The organism is Legionella sainthelensi, from assembly GCF_900637685.1.
Lineage (GTDB): Bacteria > Pseudomonadota > Gammaproteobacteria > Legionellales > Legionellaceae > Legionella > Legionella sainthelensi.
In genome coordinates this window covers 1,093,008-1,109,107 of sequence record NZ_LR134388.1, presented here as the reverse complement: position 1 = coordinate 1,109,107, position 16,100 = coordinate 1,093,008, and the positions used below count along the sequence as shown (strand labels likewise).

The window sequence follows — 16,100 nt, the reverse complement described above, 5'->3', positions numbered from 1 at the left end:
AATAGTCATAGTAAGTTGGTAATAAGAAGAGAGCTCATGCTATACTGTACATGTACAGAAAAATCGAGAATATTATGAAAACCGTCTCTTATACTCATATGCGCGAACATTTATGCGAAATTATGGAAAAAATCGCTAACGGTGAACAAATTTGTTTTACTCGCAAAGGACAAGAGCCTTTTATCATTGCTAAAGTAGGTACTCCAACGGAGGCTCAGCTTGAAGAAGCAAAACATAAAAAACGTGCGCAGACAATTGCCAAACTGAAAGAGCGACATGCTGCGACTATTAAAGCCCTAGCTGATAAATAATGGAATTAATTTTTTTAACTGTAGACGATGTGATATTTATTCAAAGCGAAATATTATCTAGTGCTTCTGTTACTGATATAGGTAAGCTTGAGTCAGCACTTAAACGTGCTGAACAATATCATCATTATGAAAATATCAATAATATTATCGAGTTATCTGCTATTTATATCATCGGCATTGCTAAAGCACATGCTTTTCCTGATGGTAACAAACGAACCGCCTTTTTAAGCGCTACTTATTTTCTTGATTTGAATGGTTATGCACTAGAAGAGAATAGTGAATTACCAGATATTATCGAAAAAGCGGCATCAGGAACTATTGATAGACTCCACCTAGTTGAACTTTTACAACCTCATATCTATTCCTATGAATAAGTTCTAGTTAAATCCCGTTTGCTTGCAAACGGGCTATACTAGCTAAACTTGTAAGGTTGAGCTTATATAAACTAAACTATTATTAGTAAGTTCTTATGAAATGGAATTGATAATGAACACATACGAACCAACCATAATAATAGGTAATGGTTTTAACCTTGCTCTTAAAGAATGCTCTCACATACATCTACAATTTGGCTATAAAGATATTCTTACCAAGGTAAAAGAATTATCAGCGGATTATCCAAATTTAAAATCATTTCTAGAACAAGCAAATGTCGATAAAGACTCTAAAACAGAGGATCTCGAAGTATTACTAGCTATTTTAAAAAACGCCCCTCAGTGCCTATGCTTTTGTTCAACTAGCTATTGTGACTGTAAACCAAATTATCAAAATGAAATTATAGAAAGTTTAAACTTGTTAAAACAACTAGTAATTACAGTCATGACTAATAAGGATTTTCATCCAAGTTATAGAGATATTTTTATTGAAGAAAATGAACCTTATTTAGAGGCATGTAAACAAAATCTGGAGTTTTTTGAAAGAATATTTACTATAAATTATGATTTAATTTTATATTGGTTGTTAAATAATAAAGAATTATTAGGTGATTTTAATAAGTATGGAAAACATTTCAAAGGTAAATTTAGAGATGGTTTTTCATCTAAAGATGAGTATAAACCTATTGATGAACATAAACAGCTTATAAAAAATTTATATGGACATGCGGGTACTAATAACATGCCAAATTTATTTTTTTTACATGGAGCATTACATCTCCTACAAGATAAAGCAAAAGCTTATAAAATTGTTAGAGATGAAGTAAAAGCCATAGATTTACTTGAGCTTAAAGAATTATTACAGAGGGATTATTCCAGTTTTGAAAATTTGCTAGTATTTGATGCAACAAGCTATGATAAAGTCAAGAATATATATGCTAACGCATATCTTGAAAAAGGCTATGATAAAATTCTAACTACATCAGGCAACATCGTAATATATGGTTGTAATGTGCTTGATAATTGTAAAAAGCATATAGAGCTGGGTAATGATATTCACTTGTGGAGAAGAATTATTAACTCCCGAACCAAAAATATTTATATTGGAATTGATGCCACAAATAAAACTCACTTAGATGATTTAGCAAAAGAAGCGGCTAAAGAACTAAAAACGCTTCGATGCTTAGAAGAACAAGATATAAAAATTTATTGTTATTCCTACAGATTATGCAATATATGGAAAACTGATAAATTTTATAACCAAATTACCTCTAACTGTTCGTCAGGCTTTTCTGCCGCAATACATCCTCATTAAAATATTAGAATTCTATAAGCCTTGAACTATTACAAAACCTAACTATTTATACTTATTCGCTCACTGCTTCTTCTTTACCGACTTTAGTTTTGAACTTAGATAAATTTTGATTCAATAGATTTAAGCTATTTTTTTGGCTTTCTAATAACTTTAATTGATCTCGAATTCCTTTAGTTAATTTATTAATTTCGTCCTTAGAAAGGCTTTTATCTACAGCAAAATTATTTCCTGTCATTAATTCCGGAAATTGCTCCACTGTTTCTAATAATTGGTTATTTTGCTTCAACAAGGCATTATTTGTATTCATTGCTGTATCAATGTCGTTCTGAAAATTACTAATTTCAGCTGAAACATTACCAACTGACAATTTTGAATTGATATGTTTTGAATGAAAAATAACATAGGCATATGTAACCACTAATATTCCTATCGTCGTTATTAAGAAAGAAAAAGACAGTGTTAAAAACCAAACCATGCCATAAGTTAAATTATTTTCAATCTCTTTAAACATTTTAAATCCTTTTAACATATTTAAAACTTCGACACATATTCGACACGCAAAGAAAATAATATTTAAAAACTTAATAACTAATTGATTTTAAAATGCCGCTGATGTGAATCGCACACACGACCTTTTGATTACGAAACTTTATCATATCGATATCAAATAATATCATTTAATTTCAAAAAACGCTAGAAACCCTTTATTTATAAGAAATTATTGAATTTTATGAATTCAATTAGTATCATTTGATAATATACCTATACATAAATATTGGTACCAAAAATGGTACCAAATTACAAAGGACTGTGTAGATGAAATTTATCGACAGCTACATTAAAAATCTCGCACCAGAAACCACTTGGTTTGAAAAAATAGAATCTTCTGGATTAGGTGTTAGAGTAATGCCTAGCGGTAACAAGTCTTGGTTTTACCGTTTTAGTATGGGTGGAAAACGACAAAAAATGAGTTTAGGGAAATACCCTGCCATTAGCCTTAAGCAGGCTCGTGAGTTCCTTATTAAAGCTCAATCCTTAAAAGAGCAAGGGATTAATCCTATAGAACATACCAAATTAGAAAAATTAAAAGAAGATAATACCTTTTCAAAATTAATACAGTCTTGGTACGAAAATTATGCTGTTAAAAATAGAAAGCAACCCCGTCCTATCAAATATCAGATTGATTCAGAGATAATCCCTTTACTCGGCGATACAGTACTTGATAAGTTACAAACCAAAGACATTACAATCGCCCTCGACAAAATAGTACAACGAGGAGCACCCATTCACGCTAATCGTATTCTTAGCACTATTAAACAAGTTCTAAACTATGCTGTGAGTCGCGGCTATATTCAATATAATCCGGCTACCAATATACGATCACGTGATATCGGCGGTATGGAAAAGCCCCGGGAGCGAGTACTATTGCCCGAAGAAATAAAAACTATCTGGAAATTCCTTGAAAGTGATCTATGCCAAATGTCTGGATCAGCCCGGTTAGCCATTAAAATTATTATATTAACTGGTGTTAGAACAGGTGAAATCAGACTTGCCCAATGGCATCAATTTGATTTTGAACAATCTTTATGGACAATTCCTCCCGAGCATTCAAAAGGAGGAATAACTGTAAAAATACACTTGAGTGAGCTTACAAAAAAATTACTTCTTCAATTTAAAGAGCAATCTTGCTCTCCTTTTGTAATTCCAGGTATAACGAATGATGTCCCTATGTCTAAAGATGCCCTTCCCCGTGCAATTAAAAGAATCCAGATTCGGGTGGGTATTCCTGAATGGACTGCCCATGATTTAAGGAGAACCTTTGCCACACAATTGGGCGAGTCTCTTAATATTGATCCTGTAGTGATTGAAAAATGCCTTGGCCACAAAATGCCTCGCATCATGGCTACCTATAATAAAAATGAAATGTTACCCCAACGCAAAGAAGCATTGGATGCCTGGGCAAAGCATATCGCAAGTTTAATCTCATTAAAGGATTGAAAAAGTCCTATGAACTGCTCTATAATTAACTTAACACAACCGCCACGCCTAGAGGACGTAAGTCCTTGCGTAACCTTGGCGGTTTTTTTATGCGTATCGCTATGAATAATCCTCTCATTAAATATCAAAAGACAGCACTAAGTTTCCAAGCTCAACTGGAAAAACTTCAAGCAAAAGGCCTTATTATAAATAATTGGCCTTCTGCGCTGCAAAGCCTTTCAAATACCAACTATTATCGGCTTAGTGCCTACTGCTTGCCATTTAAACGTTCGGATATATCAGGCAATATCACTGAACAATTTCAAGATAAGGTTACATTTGAAAACGTCATAGATCTCTATGAGTTCGATCGTAAACTAAGATTGTTGATAATGGATGGGTTAGAGCGAATTGAAATTTCAGTAAGAACCAGTATTGCTTACCACCTTGCTCATAGTTATGGGCCATTTGCTTTGTCGAATCCTCAAAATTTCCATCAGCAATTTGAACATAGTTCATGGTTAACACAAATTAATAACGAGATAGAACGCTCCAGAGAATACTTTATTGAGCATTATAAAAATAAATATTTGGGTTATCCTAACTTACCAGTATGGATGGCAATAGAGGTTTTATCCTTTGGTTCATTGTCTGTCTTATTTAAAGGGCTAAAAAATGAAGACAAAAGGATAATTGCTGAAGGTTATAAGTTACATCCAAAAACTTTAGCCAATTGGCTATACTTTCTAACTTATGTAAGAAATATATGTGCTCATCATAGCCGTCTTTGGAATAAAGATTTAGCCATTAAACCCAAAATTGATGCGATTAATGAATTGTGGCTACCTCCTATTACACCAAGAAATGATCGCTCATATATTATCTTGTTGATCATCAAAAAATTACTAACCACAGCTGGTAATGGCATAGATTGGGCAATATCATCTGAGAAACTTATTCAGCCAATTGTTGAAAAATACAATTGGGCTAATGAAAGCATGGGAATTCCAAGGAACTGGATAGATCATCCATTGTGGAGAGAAGTTCAATAGCCCACATTATATGGGCTATTATGCTAAGATAAACGCATGTTTTGTTGAATCCAATGACTAACTGTTTCAGAGTGCCACGCCAGTGTTGTGCCATTTAGTTTAACGGGTTGTGGAAACTTCCCGCTAGTCCACCAACGCCTTAAAGTCAACCGGTTACGACCAAGAAGCTCCTCTAAATCAGTAATAAACAAAATCTGTTTTGGCATTTTATTATCATAAACCTGCATATTGCCCCCTTAACCCATCTCAGCGAGTAAAAACTTCTCAGCTGACCGCTCTCGTTTAATTTCCATATCGATAAACAGAACGAATAGTTTCAGCAAATTCAGCTCAACGTTTCTATTTTGAGGTAATCGGTTATGGTGATAAATCAATTGCAAATATGCAATTGGAGAGTTAGATAAGTTAGCAATTCGCTGCAACGAATAATTAGTTGCATCTAGCAAATACTGAATAATCCCCTTGTAAATACCTACTTTATAATCATGGGACATGAAAAATACTCCTGTAAATCATGTGTACTAAAGTCCAATTCACGTCAAATTAACATTTAGCATCATTTGACGAAACTTATATTAAAACGATATTAACTTTATTATCAATACGTGTTTTAAAGAAATTTACATTAAGATACGATATGATATTGAATGATATCATTTTATATGATAATTTTTTTATGACGTTCTATTACAAGGATAATTTTATGAGTAAGGGACCCTATCAATCGTTTGCCAACCGCTTGATTAGCACCCTCAAAGATAGAGGATATACAGCCTCTCGATCACCAAATGGGATCTGCATTAAGACCCTGGCTGAGTTTACTGGTGCATCTGAACAAATATGCCGCCGTTACATAAGAGGAGATGCTTTACCAGACTATGAAAAAGTGAAGCAACTAGCTTTTCATCTTCAAATAAATCCTGGCTGGTTACTCTTTGGTGAAGAAGGACATGCCATGCCAAAGAAGAATGAAGTCGATGAAACACTGCTTCATTACATCTTGAAACAAAGCCATCATTTATACCCTGCCTCACATGGGAATAATGACGATTACGCCGATTTTGTGTTAGGATTGATCAAAGAAGTCAAAGCAATTGACACTTCGGAGAATAATTTACTAAAAATCATTGACTTGGCTCTTGGCTCAATTTCTTCCTATGAGGAAAATAGAAAAAAACATAGTCATGCAGTTTAAGAAGTTTGTAAATAAGGATGTAACAGCTGTGGAAGTAACGCTTCACCCCAAAGCCAAAGAATTTCTCTTTGAACACTTTGTCCCCATGCGCAAGGTGTTCTCTGATGTACTAGGGCAAGTAGAAACAGACTACATTTCGATTGCTCTTATTAACCAAACAGGCCAAATCTTTTTCCTATCCTCTAAACCATCCATAGAACAGAATTTAATTGAGAAGAACCTTTGGCTGCTTGACGGCTGCTATCAATCCAGCTTTTTTAGCCAGGATAAGCCTAAACTATGGAGCGAACTTCCTCATATGGGATGTATAGAGGTAATCAAACAATACAAGCAAATAGAGCCAGGACTTATTACTGGCATTTCCATTCCGACTGAATATGATTCTTATAAAGCTGTCTTTTCTTTCGGACTAAAACGGATAACTCCTTGCATCCAAAATAAAATCTCAACCCATTGTGAAAAACTAGTGGCCATGGGGAAATATGCGTTAAGACAAATTCAAGACTATTTAACCTTTCCTGACAAACAGCCTTACACGATAGCTAAGCCCAAACTGGAATTAATAATTAACAATCAGGTGACCTATGAACATACTCCTGGATAAAGATGATCCCATATTACGACAAACCGCTGAGCCAATCGCTGAATCAGAATTTGGTAGCAGCTGGTTAAAAGAATTGATTAAGACCATGTTCGGCATCATGGCTGACAAAGGTGCTGTGGGTGTGGCTGCACCCCAAATTGGGATCAGTAAACGTGTTATTGTATTTAGTACTGCGTATACCAAACGGAGAAAACCTGAATACCCTATTCCTGATACAGCTTTAATTAATCCTTCCTTAAAGATCCTATCTAAGGAAATTCAAACTGGTCATGAGGGTTGCCTTAATTGCGGCGAAATAATGGGCGAGGTTCCAAGAGCCATGGAAATTGAATATTCCGGCTTTGATATGGATGGAAATAGAATTACCAAAAAAGCTTCCGGCTTAGAAGCCCGTATTCTTCAGCATGAAATTGATCACCTGGATGGATTTTTATTTTTAGACCGAGTGGAAGATCAAGAATCACTCACTACCTTATCGGAAATGCAAAGCAAAGGATAATAGGATGAAACACCAAACCCGAATCATACTGGCAGGCACTTTAGGTAATTTAATAGAGTCTTTTGATATGGCTATTTGTGGTCTACTCTCAGTCTACATTGCCAAATACTTGATTGGTGATGCTTCAAAAGGTTTATTTCTAGTATTTCTTACCTTCTTTGCTGGATACTTAGCCAGGCCTATAGGGGCTATGATTATGGGTTTACTATCTGATATTTATGGTAGAAAAATTATCCTGGCAGGCTCAATACTATCAATGGGTGTATCAACTACATTTATTGGATTCATCCCTCCTCACAGTACTATAGGTGTTTTTTCAGTTATTACTTTATTAGTACTAAGAATTATCCAGAGCTTTTCCTGCGGTGCAGAATATCTGAATTCCTCAGCATACCTGGTTGAGAATGCAGAAACATCAAAAAAAGGATATTCAGGTAGCTGGGCTTCCTTTGGAGCCATGTCAGGTATGCTGGTGGCTTCAATGGTAGCATTGATAGTTACTTATTTCACCACTCACTATCCTGAACACGATTGGCTAATCTGGCGTGTACCCTTTGTTCTTGCGCTATTGGGTTCTTCCATTGGTTTATACATTCGTTTATGTATTCCTGAAAGTATGGAATATATTATGTACTATGCAGAAAGACCAAAACCGAAATTTAAGAGCTTGTTTTCAGAATCCATCAACTTTATCAAAAATAATAAAATTCAATCCCTATATGTATTCGTTTTAAGTTGCTTAGGGGTAACAACTACTTTCCAGATTTACATTTATGGTCCTATGCAAGCTCATTTATATGGAAATTTTCAAGATCATGAAATTATCCTGTCGAACATATTATCATTAGTTGTTTTATTGGCAGTATTTCCTTTAGTTGGAAAATTATCTGATAAAATCAATCGAGAAAAATTGTTATCTTTGCTAGTTTTGGTTTCTTAATCCTTTCTCAGCCATTTTTTTATGCACTGTCTAATCATGATATTTTTAATCTTTTACTAGGACAGACATTAATTGCAATTCCAGCAGGGGCTTATTATGCAACGGTTCCAGTAATATTATCAGAGATGTTTCCTATTAAATTACGCTGTACTGTTTTGTCAATTTTGTACTCAACAGCCGCTAGTTTATCAGCTGGATTAGCACCATTGATTTCGTTAATTTTGGTCAAAAAAACAAGCATTGCTTCATCACCATCATGGCTGGTATTTATTCTTGTCTTCGCAGCCATAATCTGTATGTTTTTAAAAAGGAATGCCGCAACCTCTGCATTAGTATTTAAGAATGTATCAAACTAAGGTTGCGTGTGAGTGAATGGATAATAAAAAACGTATACGATTTTTGATTAACTTTTCCAGTCTGCATAACAAGTGGGAAGTTGATTAAGCTCATCCCGGTAAAACCGCCATTTGGGTAAATAGTTGTCCATCAAATTTATAAAATGGTTGTTATGAGATGGCTCTATTAGATGAACCATCTCATGAACAACAATATATTCGAGGAATTCAACTGGCTTTTTTGCTAGCTCGAGATTAATTCTAATAGTACCTTTTTGAGGTGAGCAACTTCCCCATTTTGTCTTCATCTTACGAACAATGAATGATGAAACTGAAACATTGAGTTTTTTTTCCCACAAAGGTATGAGCTCGGCAAGTTTTAATTTTAATTGATGCCTGTACCACCTCTCTAAAGTCTCTTGTTTCATTTCTCTGCTTGAGCCGGGGCGAACTTCTAACTCAATCTGAGAATGGTGCAACTTTACTTTCGGAGAAGAATCCAACTCGGTAACTTTTAGTAAGTAACTCTTGCCATTATAGTAGTGGGTTTCCTTTTCAATATATTCTCTCCGAGTCTCACGTTTTTGTGATTGATATTTATTTTGCTGCTTTCTAATCCAATTTAGTTTAGAAAGTACATAAGCTTTAATTGCATCAAGGGGCATCTGCTCTGGAGCAGAGACCCGAACATGGCCAATGGGGGGATTTACACTTAAATGAACATTTTTAATATTCTTCTGAACCACTTCAACATCCATATCGTTTATTATCAAATCCGTCATTTAATATTCTTCCTGTTCAAAGATTATTTTGAATATCCTTTCAACTTCATCCTCATCTTGTACTATTTTCCAAACAGCTTTTTAATTTCATTTTCTTTAGCTATATTGTCACGCCAGCCATCACTTTTACTAACTCTGACAGCAGCATCAATTTGCAGAGCAAGTGATTCATCGTTATCAAGGTTGTTGTATAAGGCTCTTTTAGCAGGGGTATCCATGCTTGAAGGAGTATTATCTGCCTGACCCGTTGCTACTTTTCTTGCAAGTTCTGCGATTTCTTCTAAATATTTTTTATAAGCAATGGCCTTTTCACGTCTTAGCTTTATTAACTCATCAAGTAGTTTTGACATCCGTTCAAAATAGGCAGGATCGAGCAGATGTTCCCTTGTAATTATACTACGTACGTTATTCTCTATGACTTCTGCAACAGCCTCTTTATTTCCCTTAAGTCCTTCAGGAATAGAATCAACTGCTTCATCAATACCTGCTTTAACAATAATATCAATTAAAGGTGTATCGCCAAATGGGGAAATCACAACTGAATCCTCTGCTTGTATATAACAATCCAAAAGATGGCGCATATCAGCTTCATAAGATTTTAAATCCAGTGTTTCATTACTTGCTCTACGAATCACCTCACGTAGTTTTACATAAAAATCTATACGTTGTTTTATATGCTGGATTTCACTTCCACTATAACCGGCTTCTTCTAACTGATCAGCAATATTGGCATAAGCTCTAATAAATGAGACTGTTGCCTTATATAAAGCGGATCGGAGCGGTTCTCGAGATTTTAAATCTTCAGGAATTTCAGTATTTCCACAAAAATAATGGATATATTCCAGATCACTTTTGGGAGGTTTAACATCTTCACAAAGCATTTCTAAAGTTTCTAAAGAGGTATCAAGTTTCTCTCTACCAACTTTTAATCGCTCTTTTAATAAAATATCACAGTCTTCTGACTCAAACCCATCATATTCCAGTTCAGAAGTATATACTGAGATTGCATTTTCCACTTTTGGAAATAAATCTTTGTAATCAACAATGTAACCATAATCCTTATCACTACCATCTAATCGATTGACTCGGCATATAGCTTGAAATAAACCATGGTCTTGCATCGATTTGTCAATATAAAGATAAGTGCAACTTGGGGCATCAAAGCCTGTCAAAAGTTTATCGACAACAATCAATAATTTCATATTGGCAGGTTCATCTTTAAATAACTTCTTTACAGCATCTTCATAAGTTTCAGTTTTACTTTTACCTGCTCTTGGCTTAACGCTTTCAAGCAACTTTTCATAAGTATTGAAAATGTACTGCTTATCACTTTCTGTATTTGCACCAGTTTCTTCAGTGGTAATGTCTTTGCTTTGGGGATTATAGGAGGTAACAACAGCACATTTTCCTCTCAAACCAGTATTAGGGTTTTGAAACATTTCATAATATCGACAGGCTTCATAGATACTGGATGCAACTAAAATGGCATTGCCTCGCTCAGAATTCAAACGACGCTTTACACTAAAATCAAAGACGATATCAGCAACAACCTTTTCCATACGAGGACGACTACTTAATACATTTTGCATCGTGCTCCATTTCTTTTTAAGGGCGGCCTGTTGAAACTCATTTAATCCTTTTGTTTTGACTCTAAACCAATCATCAACCCGTTGTTGAGAACTCAAACGTTGATCGATATCTCGCGCTTCATAGATGAGATCTAGAACAACACCATCTTCAACTGCTTCATTAAACTTATAAGTATGAATATATTTTCCAAATACCTCTAGTGAAGTGGCTTTATCTTTTTTCAATAAGGGTGTTCCGGTAAAACCGATAAATACAGCATCAGGCATCATTGCTTTCATGACGCGATGTAGTTTACCGCTTTGTGTTCGATGACATTCATCCACAAAAACAAATAACTCACCAACAGCATGGCTAGGTTGAGTCTCTAATTCTTTAATAAACTTTTCAAAATTATCAACATCACGCTTACCAAACTTATGAATTAATGAACATAACAAACGAGGGGTTGCTTGTCCCAAATGCTCCATCAAATCTCGACCACTGCTGGTGCGATAGATTTTTTCATTAGCGTCGGTAAAAACAGCTTCAATTTGTTTATCTAATTCATCACGATCAGTGATGATGGCAACCCGAGCATGGGGATTATTTTCTAATATCCATTTAGCCAAAAGCACCATAACAATACTTTTACCACTACCTTGTGTATGCCATATAATTCCACCTTCTTTTCGGCGAATATGCTCTTGAGCGGTTTTTATTCCAAAATATTGATGCACTCTAGGTAGTTTTTTTACTCCGCCATCAAACAGTACAAAATCATAAATAATTTCAATGAAACGCTGTTTATTACAAATTTTGCTTAAATATTTGTCTAACTTATAACCTTTGTTGTCGGCTTTATCTTCCTTCCATTCAAGAAAATACTTGTCTCTAGTACCAATGGCTCCATATTTCAAACCTTCTGAATCGTTGCCAGCAAAGATAAATTGGACTGTTGAGAAAAAAGAGCCAATAAATTCAGGTTTTTGATTCACCAAAGATTGACGAATACCATCACCAATGGAGATCCTACTATTCTTAAGTTCAAGTACTGCTAGAGCAATACCATTAACGTATAAAACGACATCTGGGCGCTTTTCTTTATTACCAAATACCGTGACTTCTTCAGCAACATAGAAATCATTGCTTTCAGGATGCAACCAGTCGATTAGGTGTACAGTATCTGTTGGTAAACCAACCTCAATTTTTACAGGGACTCCATAGCGCAATAGCTCATATACATTTTTATTATTGTTATATAAGTTATGTGCATGGCTATTTGCTGTAGACTGTAATTTATCGAGAGCCTTACTGATATGATCTGTGCTATAGCCTTTTTGTGTTAAATAGCGGCTTAGTAAAGGTACTTCAATATTGCTGTTATCAGCTTTATCAATCAAATTTCCCAAATAGGTATATCCGAGTTCATCCTTCAATAAGTTTACGACTCGTTGTTGAGTTATTCGTTCAGGCTTGTTTACCGTTTGAATCATATCAATCGTATCCTTCCGGTTAATAGATTTTGCATCATTCCTTGTTTGATTTGTTTAGCTTTATTAAGTTTAATTTCTAACTCAGTAATTTCTTTATCCATGCTAACGAGAAGAGAGGCTATGGATTTTTGTTCATTGATAGTTGGTGGGATAATCAGAGGGTAGTTTTTAAGTTCCTTTAGGTCAACGCCAGTTTGTCCTGAAGAACGTTGTGATAGTTTTTCTATAAATGAAAACAATTTTTCTTGTTTTAAATAATAATAGGCATAATTTTTATCTACTCTTCCACTTGGGATTGCCTTTATTAAAGCAACATTATAAGCACCTTTGATTCCCTTTAGTATCTGGAAAACAGGGGGGCCATATCTTCCAATCATGATATCAGATTCGTCACAAAATCTACGCGCTAGTGAATATGGTATATAGGTTTTATATTTATCCGTTTTGTAATCACGTATTTGAATCAGTCTTATATATCCTTCTTTTTTATTTAAAGAAAAAACATTCTTATTAGGTTGGGAGCCACCTTGAAACTCTATGAAATCACCTATTGTATGGATTTCCCAATCATCGGGGATAGTACCAAAAGCAGTTTTTTTATGGTTTTTAAAGTTTTTAAATCCTGGTATACGTATTTTTCCAGTCAACAGAGCTTGCATAGCACCTTGTTTGATTTGGCGTTTTTTGGCGATTAATTGGGTAAGGGATTGTATCCATGCATCTGCATCGCTTAAGACTTTGGCTATAGCGGATTGTTCCGCTTTAGTAGGAGGCAAGGAAATTGGTAATGAATAAAAATCTTTGTGGTTTAAATCTGGAATGGTACTAGTTCCAGCTTTATTTAAAATAATCCTTTTGATTTTATCTTGCTTTAAATAATAAACTAGGAATTCTTTAATAATTATTTTCTTATCATAATTGATTTTGAAAAAATTATTATGAAATACCCCGGTAACATCAGTAATTACTATACCAGTATTGCCGGTTCTAGTCATTAAGATATCATTCTCACTACAACAAACTGATGGACTAAATTCTTCTATATATTCAACTTCTTTTGCTTTATTAAGGTATTCAATTGTAATATAAACTTTTGAAAATAAACTTGGGTGTTTTTTTCTTTTCTCAATTGGGATCTGTAATCCTTGGTTTACAAAACAAATATCTTTGAATGTCTTTAGCTCCCAATTTTCAGGTATTAAACCCAATTCAGTTTGTTTAAAATTTCCCATCAATTCCATACAAACCCCATCTTTTCAAGATGTTGATTCACAGCTTGCTCTAATTCATTAACTTGTGTATTTAATGTCGGCAAGGTCAATTCATAGCGCTCGGCTAATTCTCTTATTCGGTGGGTTAGCAACTGACTAATACGATCCATTTCAGAATGGATATCTTTTTCGAGAGTTGATAACCATTTGTCTTCAATAACCAATTCCTTAATTTGCTCTTCAGATAACTTAGGATAAAAATCTAATATGAACGTATCCAACTCAGCATCAGCTTCTTTAATGGATTTTTTTAAACTTGATTCTTGTGTTAAAAGTTCCAGATATTGGCTTAAAATATTTTGTTCCTCTTGAGTATCAGCTTCTGATTTCAATTCTTTAATCTTGGCTGTAACAGTATTTTTATTGATTTTATCTAAGTCAAAAAAAACACCATCATCAACATTATGCTCTTCTTCCATTTCCGTTTTTTGGGACTGTACTGTTTCTAATGTAGTATTTAGCTCATTAATCACACGTTGCTGCTTTTGAAAATAACGTTCGATAACCAAACTTTTAGGCACTAAATCACAAGTCCATCCTTTATCGACTTTCTTTCCTTTGTTGTTTTTTTCTATAATTCTATAAGTAGAAGCTTTCCAGCCATCTGCAGCTATTAGATAAGAGTCATCCTGCATGACTTCATGCCAGTAGTTCATCAAATGTTGATAAACATTGTATTGGTTGATAAGTGGTTTACCGACATAGGTAATTAAAAGTGATTCACTGATTTGATAGATAAGCTCTTTTGGATGAAAATCTTTTTCTAATGCATTCAAAATCTCACTTGTAGTTTTCTTCCAGCCATCAAACACATTGGCCATCTCATCCATATATTGAGTAAATTCATTATGATGATAAATAGTGTCTTTTATCTCTGCCTTATCAACATTGATCGTATAGTATTTATCGCTTCGCGTAGCCTGCTTAAATAGAGTATTTTTTAAGTTAGGGAAGATTTGCCAGTAGTTTTCTAAAGCATCAATATCGGCTTTTGGTATATCACCTAATAAATGAGCTTCTATATCTTGTAAGTCTTCAGGCTCACTACTGTCGATATAACGTGGGATATTGAGGTTAAAGTTATTCTTTTCAATTTCTTCAATGGATACCAATCGACTGTAACCATCAATTTCTAATTGCTTGGTAAATGCATCCACAATTTTATGGATATCCATTTCTCTCAGGCGATTTTTATTTCCGTCTTTAATAAATCCTTTGCCAGCATCTATCATAAAAATGTCTTTACGATCAGCCGCCCCTTCTTTATCAATAATGATGATACATGCAGGAATGCCTGTACCATAAAATAAGTTGGTGGGAAGACCTACGATGCCTTTAATTAAACTTTTACGAACCAAAGCCTCTCGAATATCTGCTTCTGCATTACCACGAAATAAAACGCCGTGAGGTAAAATACACGCGCCTTTTCCTCGACTTTTTAAAGAACGGATAATATGTAACAGGTAGGCATAGTCTCCATTTTTGGCTGGTGGGACCCCATCATCAAATCGCTTATAAGGATCATTTTCTGTATCGACCCCACTGTTCCAGCGCTTATCACTAAATGGTGGATTCGCAACAACATAATCAAAGGTTTTTAATCCATCACCATCTTTGAATAAGGGATTAGCCAAAGTATTTTCACGTTTGATTTCTGCGGTAGGATTATCATGAAGAATCATATTCATTCGTGCTAAACCAGCAGTAGTAGCATCTTTTTCCTGACCATAAAGAGATACTTTGGTTGGTGCATGATCAGCTACTTTCAATAATAATGATCCTGAACCACAAGTTGGGTCATAGACAGTAGTTGCTGCTGAAGTTTGATCTTTATCAATACCTATAATTTTTGCCATTACGCGGCTGACTTCTGACGGCGTATAGAATTGCCCCTTACTTTTTCCACTTTCAGTTGCAAAATGACGCATGAGATACTCATACGCATCCCCAAGAATATCATCTCCATCAGCACGGTTTTTACTGAAATTAAGCTCTGGTTTTTCAAAAATGGCTATCAAATTCGTAAGCTTTTCTACCATTTCCTTACCACTGCCTAGTTTTTCAGGATCATTAAAATTAGGCATGCCCGTTAATTTATTGGCATTTTCCAGGGGCGCTATGATTTTCTTATTAATATCATCCCCAATGGTCGGTTTCCCTTTTAATTCAACCATATCCTGAAAGCTTGCGCCTTCAGGAATGATAATTGGAGCATAGGGCTTACCAGCATACTTATCGCTGATATACTTAATAAACAATAATACCAATACATAATCTTTGTATTGGCTTGCATCCATCCCGCCTCTAAGCTCATCACAACTTGCCCAAAGTGATGAGTATAATTCTGATTTTTTTATCGCCATTAGGGTTATTACCTCGTGGT

15 protein-coding genes and 1 pseudogene are annotated in these 16,100 nt (G+C 34.8%); 9 read left to right on the top strand and 7 right to left on the bottom strand.

Annotated features, from left to right (window positions below; translation table 11 throughout):
- Positions 1-74 precede the first annotated feature (74 nt).
- The 3 genes from EL220_RS04970 to EL220_RS04960 all read left to right on the top strand — a co-directional run bounded on the left by EL220_RS04970 (position 75) and on the right by EL220_RS04960 (position 2,000).
- Positions 75-311, top strand: a complete 237-nt coding sequence (locus tag EL220_RS04970) for a hypothetical protein (protein WP_027270717.1) — start codon at positions 75-77, stop codon at positions 309-311.
- On the top strand, positions 311-685 hold the full coding sequence (locus EL220_RS04965; protein WP_027270716.1) for a type II toxin-antitoxin system death-on-curing family toxin: 375 nt from the start codon (positions 311-313) through the stop codon (positions 683-685). Before EL220_RS04970 ends, EL220_RS04965 begins: the two co-directional genes overlap by 1 nt.
- A gap of 112 nt (positions 686-797) precedes the next feature.
- Positions 798-2,000 carry a DUF4917 family protein gene (locus EL220_RS04960; protein WP_027270715.1) on the top strand — a complete coding sequence of 401 codons (1,203 nt, stop codon included), beginning with the start codon at positions 798-800 and terminating at the stop codon, positions 1,998-2,000.
- A 52-nt stretch (positions 2,001-2,052) separates the two neighbouring features.
- Here EL220_RS04960 and EL220_RS04955 read toward each other — a convergent pair whose 3' ends face one another.
- Positions 2,053-2,511 carry a hypothetical protein gene (locus EL220_RS04955; RefSeq protein ID WP_027270714.1) on the bottom strand — a complete coding sequence of 153 codons (459 nt, stop codon included), beginning with the start codon at positions 2,509-2,511 and terminating at the stop codon, positions 2,053-2,055.
- A 305-nt stretch (positions 2,512-2,816) separates the two neighbouring features.
- Between EL220_RS04955 and EL220_RS04950 the strand changes: the two genes are divergently transcribed.
- Both EL220_RS04950 and EL220_RS04945 read left to right on the top strand, forming a co-directional pair.
- The gene (locus tag EL220_RS04950; protein WP_027270713.1) at positions 2,817-3,998 is read left to right on the top strand and encodes a tyrosine-type recombinase/integrase; all 1,182 of its coding nucleotides are present in this window, start codon (positions 2,817-2,819) and stop codon (positions 3,996-3,998) included.
- 65 nt (positions 3,999-4,063) lie between these two features.
- Complete coding sequence (locus EL220_RS04945; protein WP_232002624.1) at positions 4,064-5,029, top strand: Abi family protein; 966 nt, start codon at positions 4,064-4,066, stop codon at positions 5,027-5,029.
- 23 nt (positions 5,030-5,052) lie between these two features.
- On the opposite strand, the gene EL220_RS04940 is transcribed toward EL220_RS04945, so the two are convergent.
- A complete protein-coding gene (locus EL220_RS04940; protein WP_027270711.1) occupies positions 5,053-5,256 on the bottom strand; it encodes a helix-turn-helix transcriptional regulator in 204 nt (67 codons plus the stop codon).
- 9 nt (positions 5,257-5,265) lie between these two features.
- A complete protein-coding gene (locus EL220_RS04935; protein ID WP_027270710.1) occupies positions 5,266-5,523 on the bottom strand; it encodes a hypothetical protein in 258 nt (85 codons plus the stop codon).
- A 209-nt stretch (positions 5,524-5,732) separates the two neighbouring features.
- Between EL220_RS04935 and EL220_RS04930 the strand changes: the two genes are divergently transcribed.
- The 4 genes and pseudogenes from EL220_RS04930 to EL220_RS04915 all read left to right on the top strand — a co-directional run bounded on the left by EL220_RS04930 (position 5,733) and on the right by EL220_RS04915 (position 8,623).
- Entirely contained in the window at positions 5,733-6,224 is a 492-nt protein-coding gene (locus EL220_RS04930) for a helix-turn-helix transcriptional regulator (protein WP_027270709.1), read from the top strand.
- Complete coding sequence (locus tag EL220_RS04925; RefSeq protein WP_027270708.1) at positions 6,214-6,828, top strand: hypothetical protein; 615 nt, start codon at positions 6,214-6,216, stop codon at positions 6,826-6,828. The genes EL220_RS04930 and EL220_RS04925 overlap by 11 nt, the downstream gene beginning before the upstream one ends.
- Complete coding sequence (def, locus tag EL220_RS04920; RefSeq protein WP_027270707.1) at positions 6,809-7,327, top strand: peptide deformylase; 519 nt, start codon at positions 6,809-6,811, stop codon at positions 7,325-7,327. The genes EL220_RS04925 and def overlap by 20 nt, the downstream gene beginning before the upstream one ends.
- Before the next feature lie 4 nt (positions 7,328-7,331).
- Positions 7,332-8,623: pseudogene (locus EL220_RS04915) on the top strand (MFS transporter).
- A 47-nt stretch (positions 8,624-8,670) separates the two neighbouring features.
- On the opposite strand, the gene EL220_RS04910 reads toward EL220_RS04915, so the two are convergent.
- The 4 genes from EL220_RS04910 to EL220_RS04895 all read right to left on the bottom strand — a co-directional run bounded on the left by EL220_RS04910 (position 8,671) and on the right by EL220_RS04895 (position 16,080).
- Entirely contained in the window at positions 8,671-9,384 is a 714-nt protein-coding gene (locus tag EL220_RS04910; RefSeq protein ID WP_027270705.1) for a M48 family metallopeptidase, read from the bottom strand.
- Between the two features lie 62 nt (positions 9,385-9,446).
- Positions 9,447-12,446 (bottom strand): type I restriction endonuclease subunit R, encoded by a 3,000-nt coding sequence (locus EL220_RS04905; RefSeq protein ID WP_197720976.1) that lies wholly within the window; start codon positions 12,444-12,446, stop codon positions 9,447-9,449.
- Complete coding sequence (locus tag EL220_RS04900; protein WP_027270703.1) at positions 12,443-13,687, bottom strand: restriction endonuclease subunit S; 1,245 nt, start codon at positions 13,685-13,687, stop codon at positions 12,443-12,445. Before EL220_RS04900 ends, EL220_RS04905 begins: the two co-directional genes overlap by 4 nt.
- Positions 13,678-16,080, bottom strand: a complete 2,403-nt coding sequence (locus EL220_RS04895) for a type I restriction-modification system subunit M (protein ID WP_027270702.1) — start codon at positions 16,078-16,080, stop codon at positions 13,678-13,680. Before EL220_RS04895 ends, EL220_RS04900 begins: the two co-directional genes overlap by 10 nt.
- Positions 16,081-16,100: the final 20 nt, after the last annotated feature.